Origin of the sequence: Bacillus sp. 7894-2, assembly GCF_002272225.1 — a bacterium.
Classification (GTDB): Bacteria; Bacillota; Bacilli; order Bacillales; family Cytobacillaceae; genus Cytobacillus.
This window is the reverse complement of sequence record NZ_NPDG01000102.1, coordinates 80,325-97,941: the sequence shown is the minus strand read 5'-3', so window position 1 is coordinate 97,941 and position 17,617 is coordinate 80,325. Positions and strand designations below refer to the sequence as shown.

The window sequence follows — 17,617 nt, the reverse complement described above, 5'->3', positions numbered from 1 at the left end:
CTTAGTAATTAAGCCGGAGCCTTTTTTGCCTTTTATTCATTCCCCAAACTTCCCGCGATAATGAGACAAAGCCATAAGCGGAAAGATATACCGATAACTGTGGTAATGAATATAAAAGCTCCCCGCCATGGCCTGCCCTTTTGGATATTCTGTCGTCCAATCCTCTTTATCAATTGAGTTCAGCAAGTAGTGAATTCCTTTTTGAATCTGTTCAGTTGGCTGGTCTTCCGCTGCAATTAGAGCATCAACCGCCCACGCCGTGTCTGTAAGTGTGCTTGCATTCAAGGGAACATAAGATTTTTGGCTGTCGCTCAGGCAGGATTCTCCCCAGCCGCCATCCTCGTTTTGGATTTCCTTCAGCCAGTCACAAGCCTTCCTGACAGAAGGATGGGTTGAATGGCCTGCCGCAACAAGCCCTGTTACTGCCGCCCATGTCCCGTAAATATAGCAAATGCCCCATCTCCCATACCAGGTGCCATCCTGCTCCTGATTTTCCACCAGCCAGTTTACTGCGTTTTTAATCAAAGGGTCTGCAGATGGCAGATTCGTATAGTTCCCCAAAAACTCCAGCGTTCTCCCGGTCAGATCGGCTGAGGTGGGGTCTCCAAACATATATTCACCCTTTTCAAACGGAAGGAAGGCGAGCCATGGATTTTCGGTGTTTCTTTCAAAGGAAGGCCAGCCTCCATCATCATTTTGCATGGATAAAAGCCACTGAATGCCGCGATCCCAGGCATCCTGATATTCTGAACTGCCCTCGACACTTATGGCGATCGCCCTCAAAGAAGCGGTGGTGTCATCAACATCCGGGTTGAGGGTGTTGACATCGGAAAATCCCCATCCGCCCGGCTTTCCATGGGGGTTATGGATAGCCCAGTCCCCAAACTTTACATGCTGACGCTTCAGTAAATAGGTGTTTGCTTTCCTTACTGCAGGGTCTTCAGGGGAAACACCCGCTAATTGGAGGGCTGTGTTTATGAGAGATGTATTCCATATACTGGCGTTTGCGTATTGCATATGAGGGAGGCCGTCTATATCTGTCCGGAGCGATTTCAGTCCTGAAACAGCATTCTTTATAACCGGCTCATCCTTGGAATAGCCAAGAGACAGGAGCGCGAAAATCATTAAAAAGGTTGAGCTGAAGTAACTATAGAATGTCCCATCAGGCTCAATCCGCTCAAGCATATATTCCATTGCCCGGTCCATTGCCAATGAGTGAAGCTGTTCAGGCAGCCCCAAAAGCTCTTCAACACCTTCTTTGATCAATGATAAAAATGATCGGTATTCGGGCTGGACCTCCCACTGGGCTCTTGTAATTAGCAAGTCAGAAAGGTCAGGGCTGTTTTTTGTTTTGATGCTGAACTTTTTCTCTGAAAGAATCAGGATCGGAGCCAGATTCACACGCCCATACACCGAAAACTGATAGAAATTGAAAGGGAAGGACAGAGGCAAAAGCATAATCTCAACAGGAATCGGAAAGGATTCAGGCCATGGGTATTGTCCCGTAGAAGCTAGCATAATTTTGGTGAATATATTTGCGTTCTCCATTCCGCCATGCTCCTGTATAAATTCTCTCGCAGCTTTCATCCTTGCGTCTTCCTTCTCAATATAGCCCGAATAAAGAAGTCCATAATAAGCCTCCAGTGTGGCATTTGCATTTCCATCCTGTTCATCCAGGAAAAGCTTCCAGGCTCCATTTTCTTCCTGCTTGCTTAGGATTCTTGCGGCCAGTCCCTTAATTAATTTTTCATCATGTATCTCCAGTGTCCTTAATAAAATGATCATATAAGCGTCTGTTGAAATGCCGGTTTCAAAAGGATAATTCCATGAACCATCATTGGACTGATTTTTTCTTAATGCGGCAATGAGACGTTTCATGCCAGCAACGGTATAGGTCATTCATGCACATTCCTCTCCAGTTAAATTGCTCCTATAAATACATATTCATTTCACAGAGAGAGAATTCATGGAGGAGGTTTGCTTATCTTTTTTCAAAAGAAACACCCAATGAACTGGTTAAAAGAAGAATTAAAGAAAAGAGTTCAAAAGCAGATAAACCTTTCAGATGAAGAAAAGAGGATTCTGAGCCAGGTTAAAAGGGAGACAACTGAATGGAATCTAAATAACGTCACCCGGACACAAGCCTACCTTGACTTCTACCGGCAGCACCCCGAAATCCATTGGGCCTTTTTGGGGCATATGGTTTCCCGCAATGGCGGCTGGAATATGACCGATTTAAAAGGGGAGCTCCTGTCAAGATTACTTTCAAATCGGGAAAAGCAATCCTTCTTTTCTTTTTTGGAAAGAGGGAACTGGCTCATTTTTCAGGATGCGTATCCGCAATTTTTGATATATAGAGAAAGCTTGAAGCGAAACAAGCCCTTATTTTACCTTTTCCCGTTCCTTAATATCTCGGTTTTTATGGAAACAGTCTGGAGCAGCTTTTGGAGGAAGCCTGATCCCTATATGCTTACCATTGCCCTTATCATCAATGAACAAAGCTATTTAGAACAAAGGGTCATTCAAAACCCCCAATATAAACTCGAGGTTTTTCAAAAGCTTGAATTTAAGGTTCAGGAGCTGCTGTCCTTGAATCACATCCTCTTTCCTTATGAAAAGAAGAGTGTTCTTCATCTGAAAGGCCAGACATTGAATCATTTTGAATCGCTGCACGAGCGGATCACATTAGGAAAAAGGCTGTACGATGTTCTGTTTAAGGACAAAGAGGTGCTTGCCTTAACGGAACACTGGGCAAATGCACACCCACATACCGGCTCAAGAAAGGATTATTGGCCGCATATTTTCAATGATGTCCATGAAGGGGTGCCAGGCGAGCAATATCAATTTCAGTTAAAGTCGTGCCAGCTCCGGCCGGGGGGAAGGAGGATTTTTAGCCCAAGCCTTGAAATCGCCTGGAAAAATGCAAGCCAGCCTGAAGCAGAATTAGGAGATTGGTATAAAAGTGATCACGTATTGGAGTATTTTTTGGAGTCAGACGATATGATTAAGGGAGAGATCAGGCATGCATACTGTCAAACACTTGAAAGGCTCGAGCTCGCAGCCCTTGCCAAAAAGGTCGTCTGGAATTAAAGCCTATATACCTGCCATGCTGCTGGCATCGCTATTAGGCACATATTTAGATTTGTATTTTACCGGGAAGGGGATGTACGCTTTCCCAATAGGGCCATTCTCAGGCATCTTTACGATCAATATTTTATTCACCCTGGCCGTCCTTCCTATCTTCATGATTCCTTTACTAAAAATTATGGAAAGCTTAAAGGGCAGGTTCTGGGGAATATTTGTATTGGCTATCAGTATAGCGATGGCAGCTGCAGAAAAAATGGCAGAGAGTATCGGAATATTTGTTCATGCCGAAAACTGGCATCATCTTTATACCTTCATTGGCTACTGCCTATTTATTGGATTGATCGCTGCCTTTCATGGATGGATGAATGGAAATCGCTGAAAAAAGCCTATTTCAATAGTGTAAAAGCTTCCGTCTTCTGAAAAAGTTTAGTTGAAGGAATTTAAACGATGACTGAAGAAGTTGTAATAGTACCTAAAGTATATTTTAATATATTTCTTATTGCGGAGGGGGTTTAGTGCAAACACTTTTTAAATATTATAACTGGAGGATATTAAAGTGGTGAATTCATGAATATTATAGAACAATTTGGTGATGTGCCAAAACTAGAAACGGAACATCTCGTCCTTAGAAAAATCACATTAGATGATGCAGAAGAAATGTACTTATATGCTTCGAATGAAGAAGTAACAAGATATGTAACTTGGGATACTCATTCTTCAATATCCGATACAATTGAATTTATAAATTCATTTTTACCTAAATATGATGCTCCATGGGGGATTGAGCTTAAAGAAAATGGAAAATTTATAGGAACAGTTCATTTTGTTTGGTGGCATCCAGAACACAATAGTGCTGAAATTGGATATGTCCTTTCTAAGGAATACTGGGGCAAAGGGTTAATTACCGAAGCAGCAAGGGCAATTATCTCTTTTGGTTTCGAAAGTATGAACTTAGTTCGCATTCAGGCGAGATGCTTTTTAGAAAACAAAGGATCAGAGCGTGTTATGGAAAAGTTAGGTATGTCTTTTGAAGGGATAAATAGAAAAGTTTTGTATGTTAAAGGGGAACATAAAGACTTAAAGATGTATTCCATTTTAAAATTAATTGATAACCATTGCATCTAATAGAGTTGTGAAGATCTGCACTTAAACTATCGTTTGCACAAGCTTAAGAAGGGACGGAATTCATACCAAAGAAAACTCGCCAGTTTTTGGGCGAGTTTTGCTTTTTTATAAGCCATTTGAGATGTCAAAAGGACTGTCATTTCGGTGAATGCTTTTAGAAAAGCACCTCAAAACGGAACCTCAAAATCTATGGAGATAGGCTTTTTTCTGGTGGAAAATTCATTTCCTGTTTTGCATTTATAAAACAAACATGTCCTTTTATTAAAGAAAGGTAACACTCTATTTACAAATCGGTAAAGCTCCAATTGTTCGACATTTTTTTAATAATCACTTGATATAATGACATTATTTTAGAAGGAAGTGAGATGAATTCAGGTCAGTCCTTAGCAGCGAGTATAAACCTATCTAAAAAATATAACAAAATCATTGGGGGAGGAATCATGACGGAGGTTTTGCTTTATGTCGGTACATATATTTCCCTTACATTTGCTCTTGGCTGGCTGATTACGGTCGCTTTTAATCTATTTTTAAAATGAAGACCTTTGTAAAAAAGCTATTAAAGTCCTTTTCCTCTGAATGCACTCAGGACGCTGCGGCTCGTGCTCATCTATAAGGAATCTTATTATCCAGGGAGGAATTAGATATGTGGATTTAAACACTATTTTTACAGGACCGGATCCAAATGTTTGAGTATGAGAACAGGGAAGAAGCAAGAATTGAGCTAAAGAAAGCAAAAGGATGCAAAATTCTATTTGAGATCATTCACTATAGGGATTTTGAAAATAAATAAAATTCTCTTGGACAGCCGGTATACTAATCTGGGAAAAGACCTTCTTCCATTGAAGGTCTTTTTTTTATTAGATAAACAGCTGCCTATTTTGATTAGAATTAAGAAAACAAAGATAAAATCCGTTTAAGAATTATTGACTAACATCAAACGTTAGTTTAATATGTTTGTTATAAAACAAACAAATTTTTATTTTGTTTAGAAAAATTAGGGTGTGTTTAACCGATGGAATTTTCAAATCAATTCTGGGACGCTTCTTTAGAGGAGCTAAAACAGGGTTACATGGAAGAAAAAGAGACATACACTTGCCTGTTATGCGGGGAAAAGACGGAAAAAGGGATTGTATACCCATATAAAGATCGATTTTACGAAGCGGAGCGGTATATACGCATTCATATTGAAACGGAGCATATATCGGTTTTTGACTATCTGCTTTCGATGGATAAGAAGCTTACAGGGCTTACGGATCATCAGAAAAGTCTTCTGCAGCTTTTTTATCAGGGGAAAAGCGATAAGGATATTCAGAAGAAGCTGGACATGGGGAGTACCTCGACCATTCGCCATCACCGTTTTGCCTTAAAAGAAAAGGAACGTCAGGCGAAGACTTTCCTTGCAATCATGGAATTGCTGAAGGAAAAGGATGAGCACGCACCAGCATTCCTGCCGGTCCATAAAACAGCCACGATGGTGGATGAACGCTACAACATTACAGAGGGGGAACAGGAGAAAATCCTAAAGAAATACTTTCCCGAGGGTGCCGATAAACCCCTTGCAAAGTTTCCGCCAAGAGAGAAGCAAAGGCTTATTGTGCTGCGGGAAATTGCCGGCAGACTGAAGGCCGAACACACATATGGCGAGAAAGAGTTAAATCAGGCACTAGAGGCCATTTATGAGGACTATGCGTTGATCAGAAGGTATTTGATCGATTATGGATTTTTAGACCGAAAGCCAGATGGCAGCGAGTATTGGCTTAAAAAGTAGAAAACGGGGGATTACCATGGAACGAAAAAGAGAATTAAAGCAGCAGTTTAAAGAAACGCCCATTGAAGCTGGGGTTTATCAAATTAAAAATACAGTGAACAACAAAATCTTCATTGGAAGCACCAATAATTTAAAAAGCTTGAACGGGGTCAGATTCTCACTCGAAACAAACACCTACCTGCCTAATCGGGGGCTGCAGGACGAATGGAATCAGTTTGGGAAAGAGGCTTTTGAAATTGACATTCTTGAAAAGCTGAAAAAGAAGGATGATCCGTATTTCAACGAGAAGGAAGCGCTGGAGAAGCTTGAGGAAAAGTGGCTGGAGGAGCTGCAGCCGTTTGGGGAAAAAGGGTATAACACGAAAAAATGACGTGTGGGGTTCCCACACGTCATTTCTTTAGGCTTGTTTAGCCAGCAAGGATTCCTTCAGCCAATTCTTCCCCTCAACAATCCGGCTGACCATCATGGCCGATACCGTGTTGCCGGCTGAATTCAGGAGGGTAGCCGGTGCATCAATGATTGTAGAGATAACTGCGATGATCGGCAGCACTTCTGGCGGGAATCCGAACACGCTCAAGATGAGCATTTCGCCAATCATTCCACCGCCAGGGATTGCGCCCATTACAGCTCCGACCAGGAACGAAACAGCCAGGATAGTAAGAATGCTGGTCATACTCGACATGTCTTTCCCAAATAAGCTGAACAGGAACACAATCTTAAACACTCCGCCAAGAACAGAGCCATCTTTATGCGTGTTAGCCCCAAGCGGGATCATGGTTTCAGCAATATCCTGCGGAACACCCATTTTTCTGACAGCAGCAAGGTTAATCGGAATACAGGCTGCACTCGAGCATGTGGCAATCGCACTGACAGAAGGAGTGATTGCATTTTTCCAGAACACCTTGACGCCATTTTTTCCGCCAGCCGCAAAGGCATACAGCGTAAAGAAACCAAAGAAGTAAATAAGAGTTAAAACAAGATAAAGAACAAACACACGTACATATCCGCCGAGAATCTGCGGGCCAAGCTCACCAATGATTGTAGCGAAGTAACAGCCAAGACCAATTGGCGCATAGTACATCACAAATCCAACGATCTTCATCATGATGGCTGATCCGGATGAAAGAAGGTTGGCAATCGGCTTGCCTTTTTCACCGGACATCGCTGTCGCCAGTCCGAATAAAATCGAGAACACAATCAGCTGAAGCATGTTATTCTTCGAGAAAAGCATTTGGAAATCAGGAACCGTGAAGGCCTGAACCAGCTGCCCAAGGAACGTGACTTCTTCTGTCTCAGGATCGATGGACGCATCTGTCATGATGCTCTTAATGGCAGAGACGTCTGTATTTTTCAGGGGATCCACAATGGAAATCCCGATGAATCCCAGAATCGCGGAAATGACAGCCGTAATAAAAAACACGGTGAAAATCCCGGCCATGATCTTCCCAAGCCTTTTCATTCCGCCCATATTCGCAAGGCTCGATGCGATGCTGAAAAAGACAAGCGGCACAATGATCATAAACAATAAATTTAAAAATAAATCCCCAAACGGCTTCACAACCGCAGTCTTCGGGCCAAAAACCACTCCCGCAACTCCACCGATTAGGATGGAGAGGAGCAGGAAGATGGTTAGTTTGTAATTTGCAAAAACCTTTTTCATGATGTCTCAACCTTTCTGTGTAATTCAACACTCTATTATATAATTAAATCGTATCTTAAAAGAAGGCTGATGGAAAAATTCTTTATATTCTGTCTGATTCGCCTTTATTGGCCAAGCACCATTTGAAAAACGCTTCTCTATTCGAATAGTCTATTTAAGTCTATGATGGTGCCGCACTGCCTACTGTTTCGGAAAGTAGAGACTGGAGGCTTTTTGTTTGGAAAGATTTTAGTATTCTGGGGGAGCTTGATGGAATGTAAATTACTTTTTTGAGGGAAACTGATTCAACCTTTTTTGGTACTAATTAGGGGAAAATAGAACATACGTACCAATTATGGTATAATATAGAATAGCTACAAGGCAGGGTATGGGAGCGGTGGCTACCCCCGAGGTCAGAAAGGGGGTGCTGTCGTGTACGTAACGAATGATGATCTAAGTATTATGATTGCTTTCGCTACTCTAGTCGTCACAATTATTGTCGCAGCACAATCGGGCAAAAATAAAAACGACTAGCCCACCCTGATTTGGCCGTCGGGTCGTGGAACTAGTCATTTCATATCGCGACCTCAGCCACCGCAAACTTATACTGCGGAGTAGCTAAGATGAAGACTTGGGTGTGACAGCACCTGAGTCTTTATTTTATGTTGTGTTCTTATTTTAATAATATACTAATAAATTCTATTCATCAAGTGTTCTGACTATTCAAGCTCTCCCGCTTCCCATGCCTCCTGCTTCATAATTGCCCTCATTAATGAAAATTGATATTTGTATTTTATAAAACATTTGTTCGTATTTTTCAAAAATTTAGTTAGAAATGTTACGAAATTTTCACAATTCATTCGACAATATTCGCGCGAAACTGGCCGCTGATTTCTTTATAGTGAAAAGTGTTACGTTTTGAAAGATTGGGGTGTAAAGATGAGAACTTTAAAGATAAAAGACTTAACCCTGGACGCGCTGGAAGAACTGGAACATGACCTTCATGAAAACGGGGAAAAAAGCAATTACAGCTATTACATGCAATTGGTGATCATTTATGAAACGATGTACAAAAGGCTTACAAATCTTGCTAGAAATAATGGCCCCTATTATGATTACGCACTAAAGGAAACAAAAAAACTGCTGGTATCGTATCTTATTAAATATGGAACCTACTTAAAAATGAATCACTTCAGGGACGACAGTGATGAAGTAGAGTCACTGCTCAAGGCGATTAGACTAGAACAAAAGCTGCCGATTGCCTATTACCGTCTTGGCTGCCTCGCTTATAAACATGGCAAATACGGTTCAGCTGTCCGCTATTTCCAGCAGTCCCTGAGTAAGCAGCTCTTAGGTGACCCAAGCTACAGCCTCAATCAGCAGCAGGAACTCCATGCCCACATATATTTGGCCAACTGCGGGCTGCATGTTGCGGGCGAGTCCTTTGAATCGATGGAAAAACTCCCATCTCCGGATCAGCTGCCGAGCGCAGAGCTGTCCCCATTACTTGAAGCATCATCAGCCAATGAAACCTACTTACATAACCATGCCTTCTACAAAATAACCAAAAATAAAACGGAGACATGTTCAAAGGATGTTTGCGAACATCTATTTGAAAACAGTGAAGAAGGTGAGATGGTTCTGTACTTTAACGACCGGGAAAATATTCTATTATTTAATGGTCAGGATGCCATCATCACGCCAACCGATGCGAATATGATCAGACATTTCATGCTGTGCTCCAGCAGGGAAAATCCAAGTACGAGAATCACAATGCGCGATTTTTTCGGAAGAACGGGGCGTGATGGGGAGGTAAAAAAGAGCACCTTCACCAAATCCATAGAAAGACTCAGGGCAAAATTACGGGATATGCCTGAGATGATTGATGTAACCGAAGACAGGGGAGAGACTGCCTATTATTATAATGGAGCCCATCCATTTACCATCCTCTTCAGGGTCGATGATGCTTTTGCGAATCTGTATGTGAACTGAAAATGAACGAATGAGGAGCCAAATCAGCGGTTTTTATAACCAGTCAATTAGGCTCCTTTGCATTACAGCCCCTTTTTCATTATAAAAGGGTCTGCTTCGTATTATTTAGTAAATCTTCTATTGCGAGATCCAGGGTGGAATGATTCTCAGCGTCCAGCCAGTTTTCTGGAATGATGAGATAAGAGCAGCTGCCGCTGTGTAAATAACGGTAAATAATATGGGCTGCATCGATTTCATGTCTGGTAATCTCACCGGGTGGATTTTCATCTTTATTAAAATAAGCTAAAATGTTCTCTTTTATTTTTTTACTAATATTACCGTTTGCTCCATAGCTCTGGCTGAACAGAATCTCCGTCCTTTTCATAAGGTACAGTTTAATCGATGAATCCGTTAATCTTTCGATTGCAGCGATACTATGGTTTTCTTCGGTGAATTCGATGACTTTTTCTTTTTTTAACAGGGAGCTTACTGCCTGTATATGATCCCGATAGGTGGAGGCCGCTTCAAAATCAAAGATTTCAGAGGCGTCCAGCATCATTTGAGTCATGTCCTCTAAGATACTCATGTCCGTGCCTTTCAGAAAACCGATAAACCTGTCCAGGATGTCATTGTACTGCTGTTCGGCAGGACCGCCAATACACCGGCCAAGGCAGGAGCCTAAGGAATAATTCAGGCAGGCGGAGTTCGATCCATTGGGATTGCTGCAATTTAGCTTAAAGCATTCCTTTAACCCCCGGATAGCTTCTTCCACTCTTCTTCGGCTTGTAAAAGGGCCAAAATAAACTTTGCTGTCATTTTCACTGGGATCAAAGGCAATATCAATCTTACGGTGATGGCCGGTAAGGCCGATTGAGATATATATGAATGTCTGCGGACTCTTCATCATCCGATTATAGAGCGGCTTAATGCTTTTTATTAATTGGCATTCAAGCATAAAAGCCTCGAATTCGGTATCTGTCAGGATATAGTCAAGATCTCTTAAGTGTTTGACCAGCTTTTTAATCTTTGGTGAATGGTTCGTAGAGTTCCGGAAATAAGACTGAACCCGATTCTTAAGATTCTTCGCCTTCCCCACATACAGAACTTGGCCCTGCGAATCCTTCATCAGATAGACGCCTGGAGTTAAGGGCAGGTTTTTCACCTTTTCTGGGAGATTAATAGCTATTCATTCCTTTACTAGAATATATATTTAGTATTTTATCATGGGAGGGGATTCTGCAGCTATTTCCCTGATTTGGGTATTGTATGGACCACTTGTGTCTATTTATTAGGCAGGTTGTGATAGAGGTTTTCTTGCTGTTAAAAATACAAGAAGAAGTATTTGGGCTTGAAGAGATTAAACAGGGTCTGTATCAACAGAAGCAATGTAACTATGGTAATAAATAGGCTAGCGGTGAGTTGCTGTGTTTAATCGGATGATAGGCAATAAATCCGTCATTTTAATAGAAATGTGCCTTTTCTCTCCTTTTTAAAATAATCCTTTCTTTTTTTATATCCCAGGAATTAGTCCATAAGTATAATTATTTGAAAATTACAAAAAATTTATTGATTTTGTAAAATTCTAAAAATAAAATGTAGTAAAGCTACATAGATTTGTAATGCTGAAGAAGTTTTACTACATAAAAAGGAAGGAGAGGGCGATGCAAAAAGGATTGGATCGTATTCGGCAGGGGATTGGGATATTGAATCCCTCGGAGAAAAAAGTGGCAGAGTTTATCTTGAAAAATCCGCAGAAAATTTTGGACATGCCGATTGCGACGTTATCGAAAAAGACAAATACAAGCGAAGCTACGATAATTCGAATGTGTCGTTCGCTGCATTTTAAAGGATTTCGTGAGTTAAAGATCAGTATTTCTGCTTATATTAGCCAGGAGGATCAGAAAGGCAATAAATACCAGGATATATCAGAAGGTGCGTCTCTTACAGAAATCATTAAGTCCATTTCTAATAATAATATGTATTCGATTAATAGTACGCTTGCTATTTTAAATCCTAAATCAATAGAAGAGGCGATTACCATATTAGATAGAGCCAAGCGAATAATCGTCATTGGCGTTGGGGCGTCTGGGATTGTAGCGTGTGACTTTGAGCAAAAATTAAAACGAATCAATAAATGGTGTGAAGCAGTAACGGATAGCCATTACATGCTAACAACTTCGGTCCACCTTCAGGAAGACGATGTAGTGTTAGCCGTTTCCTATTCGGGAGAGACAAAAGAAATCATTGATGCCCTTAAAATTGCTTGTGCCAATGGAGCAGCTGTTATCTCGTTAACAGGCTATTCGACGAACACGGTGCAAAAAATGGCAGATATTAATTTGTTTGTATCTATAAGTGAACAGAGTATTCGAAGCGGAGCCACAGCTTCCAGAATTGCGCAGTTAAATGTGATTGATATCTTGTTTACAGGGCTGGCGTCCCTCAATTACGAACAGTCTGTAGATTATTTAGAAAAAACCAGGAAAGTGATTCAAGACAGATTTACGGGCTCCAGAAGCAAGTTTTTACCCAATGTATGAGGTCTAATAACATTCACATGCATTGGTTGAATAATAAACTAAAGGGGTGTCAAAGCATGAATGGAAAAGCAATGATGAAAGGGAAAAGAATGCTGATCATGGCTCTTATTCTAGTAATGGGGATGCTGTCAGCATGTACCTCTGATTCTTCATCAGGAGACGGCAAAGAAGAAGGAAAGAAAAAATCAGGCGGTGCGGATGGTGAAATCGCTGGAGAATTAGAAATCCAATACTTTGTTGGCGGATATGGTGACGGATGGTGGAAATCAGTAATTGAAGGATTCAAAGAAAAATATCCGAATGTTGAAATTGTTGAACATGCTGGGCCAGATATCAATACAGAGATGAAAACACGCTGGATTTCCAATAATCCGCCGGATGTTGTCTATATTGATGGAAATGGTTCAAGTGAAACACAAATGATTAGTGATGGACAGCTCATGGACCTGAGTGATTGGGCAAAGGATCTTAAACTAGAAGATGGAAGTCCACTGCTCGAAAGCTTTATATCACCCGCTGAAGAATTAGATGGCGGAGCGATTTACACATTGCCGCTTGTGTTTGATACGTGGGGAGTCTGGTATGACAATGCGTGGTTCCAAGAGAAAGGATGGGAGGCGCCAAAAGATTTTGATAGCTGGCTGGCTTCCATGAAACAAATCAAGAAAGACACTGGCATTGCTCCATTCATAACAACGGGTCAATATCCGCAGTACTTCCAGCGTGGCGTGTTAAATCCTGCCTTTGCAGCTGCTGGCGGGGAAGAGCTATTAAATGATTTATCTGATGGAGTTGTGGAAGCTTGGGAAAGTGAAGAAGTGATGGAAGTCATGAAAAAAGTCGAAGCAATGGTCGATGCAGGGATGGTGGATAAAGGTTTTGCCGCCCGCAGTCATACACAGACGCAAATGAATTTTATTATGCATGAAAATGCTTATATTCCTGTAGGATTCTGGCTGCCAACCGAGATGAAAGCTGATACACCGGAGGACTTCGAATATGGCTTTATGCCAACTCCTATGAATGATGATGGAGATGCAATGGCACTGGTACCAGACATTCGTCCTGTGGCGATTGCCAAAGAAGCTGAAAATCCAGAAGCAGCCAAAGCGTTCGTAGAATACCTCTTTACCGAAGAAAATGCACAAAAATTTGCAGAATCAACTGGTGCAATTATGAACTTAAAAAATGTAGATCTTTCCAAAAATGAACAGGTGCCTGAATTCTTAAAAGGAATCAATGACATGATCAATAACCCAGGTTCGATTGAAATTTATAACAGAAATACACCTGAAGGCAAAGACCAAAAAATTTCGATTGAGATGACGGATGAATTGCATGTTCAAATCGTTGAGCTATTAATGGGCCGAATTGATGCTGAAAAGTTTGTCCAAACCATGCGGGATAAAGCAAAAGAATTGCGAAATTAATCGCAAAAGCCTGGTGCTGCAGAATGCAGCAGAAAGCATCTCTTTTTCATGATTTAAGGAGAATGGAAAGCTGCTGAATGCTTTTCATTCTCTTTTATACATAAACGATGACAATCTATATTCTGTTTTCCAGGAAGGAGTGATGGGATGGTACAGTCGAAAACGCAAAAACATCTTTTTCTGGCATTTTGTTTGCTGCCTACTTTTATCTTGTTTCTTGTCTTTACAGTATATCCTGCTGTCAATGGCCTTTATTTATCCTTTTTTGAATGGTCGGGAACAAGTGCGGTTAAAGATTTTATAGGGCTAGAACATTATAAAAAATTATTCAATGACTCTGTCATTCTGAAATCTATATTCAATGATTATTTTTTCGTGTTTACGAAAGTAATAGGGATTATGATTTTATCCTTGTTTTTTGCTGTTGCTCTAACACAGCTTCGAATTAAAGAGGCACCGTTTTATCGGGTTGTATTCTTCTTTCCCAATATCATGTCTGTTGTGGTGATCGGGATCTTATGGCAATTTATCTTTGATCCGGATATTGGGCTTATCAATGGGCTGCTTACAGCGATCGGTCTGGAAAGCTGGACGAGACCCTGGCTTGGTTCCATGGAATGGGCGCTTCCCAGTCTGGTATTGCCAGCCGTATGGGCTGGCATCGGACTGTTTATGCTTTTATTAATGGGCGGAATCATGAATGTGTCGAAAAGTCTCTATGAATCTGCTGAAATCGATGGAGCAAGCGAATGGCAGCAATTCTGGAACATAACCGTACCACTCATTTGGCCGCAGATTAAGACATCCATTATTTATATTGTGATTACCTCCTTAAATGGATCCTTTGTCATTGTTCAGATTATGACAAATGGCGGACCAGGGAATGCGACAGAGGTAATGGGTTCTTATCTGTATGAAAAGGCCTTTGAAGACTTTCAATTCGGCTATGGTGCAGCCATAGGTGTTTTAATTTTAGCGGTATCATTGGTTACCGTACTGATCCTGCAATATATTTTAAAAAGAGAAAAAGTAGAATATTAAGGGGAGAGGGGTTTATTTTGGGTTATGTCCGATTTTTATCAGCGCTTGCCGTTCGAATTCCATTAATCCTTTGGTCTGTTGTGGTTATTTATCCCATTCTCTGGATGTTTATCGGTTCCTTTAAATCCAATGCAGAAATATACGCTTCACCATGGTCCCTGCCAAAAACATTTAACTTTGAAAACTTTGTCCTGGCTTGGACTGATTTCAATATCGGCACCGCATTTATAAACAGTATTTTCGTCACGATCCTTGGGACCTTCTTATGTTTGGTCCTGGCAATTCCCACTTCTTACGCACTTGAAAGGCTCCGGTTTAAAGGGAGTGACATTTTATTTAATACGTACCTCTCAACGATGATGATTCCGTCTGTTCTTGGCTGGATTCCCTTATTCTTTTTATTAATGCGGATGAATTTATTGGATAACCTATGGGCTTTATCCATTGTATACGCGATCTCGCATGTTCCGTTCACGATTTTTATATTAACCAGCTTTATGGGAAATGTTCCGCGGGAATTAGAAGAAGCAGCCGCTATCGACGGGATGTCACAATATGGTGTTCTGTTAAAAATAGTTACCCCTTTAGTAAAATCAGGGATCATTACGGCATCCATCTTAAATGCCGTTTCATTCTGGAATGAATATTTTATGGCACTCATTCTTTTACAAACCGATAGCAAAAATACGCTTGGTGTGCAAATGGACCTGCTGGCTACACATGCACAATACAATAGTGCTTGGGGAGTATTGTTTGCAGGCCTGACCATAGCTGTCGTCCCGGTAATCATCTTTTATGCTCTTTTCCAGCGTCATGTGGTTAAAGGGATGACGGAAGGTGCAGTGAAAGGATAAGCAGTAATAGAAAAAGGTGGTTACATATCATGAAGAATACATTTTCCAAGGTTACATCTTTTATTGATCAATCAGTACAGGAAAAACAGATACCTGGTGCCGTGGTAGGGGTTGTAACTCCTAATGCTATGCCCTATATTCACTTTTCAGGATTTGCCCATACCCAAAAGGGGATCGAAATGAAGGAGGATACAATCTTTGATTTAGCTTCATTAACAAAGGTTGCCGCGACGCTTCCCGTCATTTTAACTTTACTTGAAGACGGCAAACTGGATCTGGATGATCCTGTCCATCGCTATATCCCGCAGTTTGAGGTGTTTCAAAAAGAAATAACAATCAAGCACTTATTAACCCATACAAGCGGGTTTCCGCCGGAAATAAAGTTTTATGAAAATGATTATACTTTGGAAGAATCCATTCACTTAATCTCTCAAATAAAGAGTCGAATGAAAACAGGAGAACAGGTTATCTATAGTGATTTAAATTTTATCGTACTTGGATATATGGTCAAGAAACTCACTGGAATGTCTTTAGCAGCTTTTGCTAATAAAAAGATCTATGAACCTTTAGGGATGTCTGATACTCATTTTAATCCTCCATTTAATAAGATAAATCGAATAGCTGCTACAGAGTTTATCAGCGATCTTCAAGAGTATCAGTGGGGTAAGGTTCACGATGAAAACGCAAACCATTTCCATGGGGTAAGCGGCCACGCGGGTCTTTTCTCTACTGTACAGGATTTATCCAAATTTGCGAGGATGATATTAAATGGAGGAACCATTGGAAACCAGAAGATTCTATCTAAACAAACGATAGATTTAAGCAAAGAATGCCAGACCCAAAATCTGAATTTACGGCGAGGGATTGGCTGGCAATTATATGATCAGCCCTCTTTTTCGGGGCAATATCTCCAAAATGGGTTTGGCCATACCGGATTCACAGGAACCTCTATATGGTTTGATGGCGAACAGCGTTTCGCAGTGATTATCCTAACGAATCGTGTGCATTTTGGCAGGGAAACGGATATTTCCCGATTCAGGAGAATTACCCATAATCTAATATCCTTAGTGATGGAAGACGAACACGAGGTAAAAGGCGATGAATAAAAGGAAGAGATGGATTGCGGTTGATGGCGGAGGAACTAAAACACAATGTGTGATTGGTGACGAAAAAGGCAGGATTCTTGCGGCGACTGCTGGTGAATCAACCAATATCCATTCCAATCCGCATGAGCATGTAAAAAATGTTTTACTGGGACTGATTGATGAAGTCTTAATGGCATCTTTCTCCCATGAGGATGAGGTTGAATCCATTCATTTATATTTGGCCGGATGCGGACGAGAAAAAGATAAAGAAACAATCAAATCGTTTTTTATGCTCACCTCTTATAAACATAAACTGGCAATAGAAAATGATGCTCTCGCAGCACTAGCTGCCGGAACCTGGGGAGAGCCAGGCATCATTCTAATTGCCGGGACAGGATCCATTGCATATGGGGTCAATCCCTTAACTGGTGATCACGTTCGGGTAGGGGGATGGGGTTTTCTGCTTGGTGACGAAGGAAGCGGATATTGGATTGGTCAACAAGGCATTCAGGCCGTCATGAAATCCTATGATGGAAGAGAAGCAGCTCCTCTATTAACGAATTTAATCAAGGAACACTTTCACGTTAAAGAAGCCCCAGAACTTATCTCCAGTATTTATGGAAATGCAAGTGAGCGCTTAAAAATTGCCAGTGTTGCGCCGCTAGTCATGCAAGCAGCGGAGAGTAATGATCCAGCAGCCAAACGAATAATAAAGGAAGCGATCGAAGAGCTGTGTATATTAGTCCGTGCTGCAAAGAAGAGATTAATGCCCGCTGATTCATTGCCTATAGTTATTCATGGCGGACTATTTTCAAATACTTCTTTTCGAGAAGGGTTTATAACTTATATGAAGTCCAATGCGGGTGAGGTGCTTATCTTTCCAGCATTCCCTCCAGTTATTGGTGCCTACCTGATGGCACTAAAGGAGAGTGGGATTTTGATAGATGAAAGGAAGAAAAAGAATTTAGAAATGAGTTGGGACAGATTGAAGTAGTATTTTTAGATAACAGAGGGACGGTTCTGGAGTTTCACCGTGAAACGCCAGAACCGTCCCTGTGTTTCGCCTATGCCAATTTC

Annotated in this window: 16 protein-coding genes; 13 read left to right on the top strand and 3 right to left on the bottom strand. The window is 41.1% G+C overall.

The genetic code is table 11. The features are described from left to right. Window positions 1-36 precede the first annotated feature (36 nt). Window positions 37-1,899: a squalene--hopene cyclase gene (shc, locus tag CHI10_RS15865; RefSeq protein ID WP_095245193.1), complete on the bottom strand. Its 1,863-nt coding sequence runs from the start codon at window positions 1,897-1,899 to the stop codon at window positions 37-39. A 108-nt stretch (window positions 1,900-2,007) separates the two neighbouring features. Here shc and CHI10_RS15860 point away from each other — a divergent pair, with 108 nt between their 5' ends. The 5 genes from CHI10_RS15860 to CHI10_RS15840 all read left to right on the top strand — a co-directional run bounded on the left by CHI10_RS15860 (window position 2,008) and on the right by CHI10_RS15840 (window position 6,350). Next, complete coding sequence (locus CHI10_RS15860; RefSeq protein ID WP_095245192.1) at window positions 2,008-3,090, top strand: DUF2515 family protein; 1,083 nt, start codon at window positions 2,008-2,010, stop codon at window positions 3,088-3,090. Next, window positions 3,023-3,466, top strand: coding sequence for a CBO0543 family protein (locus CHI10_RS15855; protein WP_286137399.1), 444 nt, complete (start codon window positions 3,023-3,025; stop codon window positions 3,464-3,466). Before CHI10_RS15860 ends, CHI10_RS15855 begins: the two co-directional genes overlap by 68 nt. 188 nt (window positions 3,467-3,654) lie before the next feature. Continuing rightward, entirely contained in the window at window positions 3,655-4,212 is a 558-nt protein-coding gene (locus CHI10_RS15850) for a GNAT family N-acetyltransferase (protein ID WP_095245191.1), read from the top strand. A gap of 1,012 nt (window positions 4,213-5,224) precedes the next feature. Further along, the gene (locus tag CHI10_RS15845) at window positions 5,225-5,980 is read left to right on the top strand and encodes a DUF2087 domain-containing protein (RefSeq protein ID WP_095245190.1); all 756 of its coding nucleotides are present in this window, start codon (window positions 5,225-5,227) and stop codon (window positions 5,978-5,980) included. Between the two features lie 16 nt (window positions 5,981-5,996). Further along, window positions 5,997-6,350 (top strand): GIY-YIG nuclease family protein, encoded by a 354-nt coding sequence (locus CHI10_RS15840; RefSeq protein WP_095245189.1) that lies wholly within the window; start codon window positions 5,997-5,999, stop codon window positions 6,348-6,350. A 27-nt stretch (window positions 6,351-6,377) separates the two neighbouring features. Here CHI10_RS15840 and CHI10_RS15835 read toward each other — a convergent pair whose 3' ends face one another. Then, entirely contained in the window at window positions 6,378-7,640 is a 1,263-nt protein-coding gene (locus tag CHI10_RS15835) for a dicarboxylate/amino acid:cation symporter (protein ID WP_095245188.1), read from the bottom strand. A gap of 411 nt (window positions 7,641-8,051) precedes the next feature. On the opposite strand from CHI10_RS15835, the gene CHI10_RS22745 reads away from it, so the two are divergent. Continuing rightward, entirely contained in the window at window positions 8,052-8,153 is a 102-nt protein-coding gene (locus tag CHI10_RS22745; RefSeq protein ID WP_286137398.1) for a putative holin-like toxin, read from the top strand. Between the two features lie 405 nt (window positions 8,154-8,558). Continuing rightward, window positions 8,559-9,611, top strand: coding sequence for a tetratricopeptide repeat protein (locus CHI10_RS15830; RefSeq protein WP_286137397.1), 1,053 nt, complete (start codon window positions 8,559-8,561; stop codon window positions 9,609-9,611). A gap of 79 nt (window positions 9,612-9,690) precedes the next feature. Here CHI10_RS15830 and CHI10_RS15825 read toward each other — a convergent pair whose 3' ends face one another. Beyond that, window positions 9,691-10,716 carry a GIY-YIG nuclease family protein gene (locus CHI10_RS15825; RefSeq protein WP_286137395.1) on the bottom strand — a complete coding sequence of 342 codons (1,026 nt, stop codon included), beginning with the start codon at window positions 10,714-10,716 and terminating at the stop codon, window positions 9,691-9,693. A 535-nt stretch (window positions 10,717-11,251) separates the two neighbouring features. Between CHI10_RS15825 and CHI10_RS15820 the strand changes: the two genes are divergently transcribed. The 6 genes from CHI10_RS15820 to CHI10_RS15795 all read left to right on the top strand — a co-directional run bounded on the left by CHI10_RS15820 (window position 11,252) and on the right by CHI10_RS15795 (window position 17,534). Next, window positions 11,252-12,130, top strand: a complete 879-nt coding sequence (locus tag CHI10_RS15820) for a MurR/RpiR family transcriptional regulator (protein ID WP_179289059.1) — start codon at window positions 11,252-11,254, stop codon at window positions 12,128-12,130. A 56-nt stretch (window positions 12,131-12,186) separates the two neighbouring features. After that, window positions 12,187-13,560 (top strand): extracellular solute-binding protein, encoded by a 1,374-nt coding sequence (locus tag CHI10_RS15815; protein WP_286137394.1) that lies wholly within the window; start codon window positions 12,187-12,189, stop codon window positions 13,558-13,560. A 147-nt stretch (window positions 13,561-13,707) separates the two neighbouring features. Further along, entirely contained in the window at window positions 13,708-14,601 is an 894-nt protein-coding gene (locus CHI10_RS15810; RefSeq protein WP_095245185.1) for a carbohydrate ABC transporter permease, read from the top strand. 17 nt (window positions 14,602-14,618) lie between these two features. Next, the gene (locus CHI10_RS15805; RefSeq protein WP_286137393.1) at window positions 14,619-15,455 is read left to right on the top strand and encodes a carbohydrate ABC transporter permease; all 837 of its coding nucleotides are present in this window, start codon (window positions 14,619-14,621) and stop codon (window positions 15,453-15,455) included. Window positions 15,456-15,484: 29 nt separating this feature from the next. Then, window positions 15,485-16,561 (top strand): serine hydrolase domain-containing protein, encoded by a 1,077-nt coding sequence (locus CHI10_RS15800; protein WP_095245184.1) that lies wholly within the window; start codon window positions 15,485-15,487, stop codon window positions 16,559-16,561. After that, a complete protein-coding gene (locus CHI10_RS15795) occupies window positions 16,554-17,534 on the top strand; it encodes an N-acetylglucosamine kinase (RefSeq protein ID WP_095245183.1) in 981 nt (326 codons plus the stop codon). Before CHI10_RS15800 ends, CHI10_RS15795 begins: the two co-directional genes overlap by 8 nt. Window positions 17,535-17,617 lie beyond the last annotated feature (83 nt).

Bases quoted from the DNA above. Each gene is read 5' to 3' on its own strand.
- CHI10_RS15800 (WP_095245184.1), top strand. From the start codon at position 15,485: ATGAAGAATACATTTTCCAAGGTTACATCTTTTATTGATCAATCAGTA.
- CHI10_RS15855 (WP_286137399.1), top strand. From the start codon at position 3,023: ATGCATACTGTCAAACACTTGAAAGGCTCGAGCTCGCAGCCCTTGCCA.
- CHI10_RS15845 (WP_095245190.1), top strand. From the start codon at position 5,225: ATGGAATTTTCAAATCAATTCTGGGACGCTTCTTTAGAGGAGCTAAAA.
- CHI10_RS15840 (WP_095245189.1), top strand. From the start codon at position 5,997: ATGGAACGAAAAAGAGAATTAAAGCAGCAGTTTAAAGAAACGCCCATT.
- CHI10_RS15810 (WP_095245185.1), top strand. From the start codon at position 13,708: ATGGTACAGTCGAAAACGCAAAAACATCTTTTTCTGGCATTTTGTTTG.
- CHI10_RS15850 (WP_095245191.1), top strand. From the start codon at position 3,655: ATGAATATTATAGAACAATTTGGTGATGTGCCAAAACTAGAAACGGAA.
- shc (WP_095245193.1), bottom strand. From the start codon at position 1,899: ATGACCTATACCGTTGCTGGCATGAAACGTCTCATTGCCGCATTAAGA.
- CHI10_RS15830 (WP_286137397.1), top strand. From the start codon at position 8,559: ATGAGAACTTTAAAGATAAAAGACTTAACCCTGGACGCGCTGGAAGAA.
- CHI10_RS15795 (WP_095245183.1), top strand. From the start codon at position 16,554: ATGAATAAAAGGAAGAGATGGATTGCGGTTGATGGCGGAGGAACTAAA.
- CHI10_RS15860 (WP_095245192.1), top strand. From the start codon at position 2,008: ATGAACTGGTTAAAAGAAGAATTAAAGAAAAGAGTTCAAAAGCAGATA.
- CHI10_RS15835 (WP_095245188.1), bottom strand. From the start codon at position 7,640: ATGAAAAAGGTTTTTGCAAATTACAAACTAACCATCTTCCTGCTCCTC.
- CHI10_RS15820 (WP_179289059.1), top strand. From the start codon at position 11,252: ATGCAAAAAGGATTGGATCGTATTCGGCAGGGGATTGGGATATTGAAT.
- CHI10_RS15815 (WP_286137394.1), top strand. From the start codon at position 12,187: ATGAATGGAAAAGCAATGATGAAAGGGAAAAGAATGCTGATCATGGCT.
- CHI10_RS15825 (WP_286137395.1), bottom strand. From the start codon at position 10,716: ATGAAGGATTCGCAGGGCCAAGTTCTGTATGTGGGGAAGGCGAAGAAT.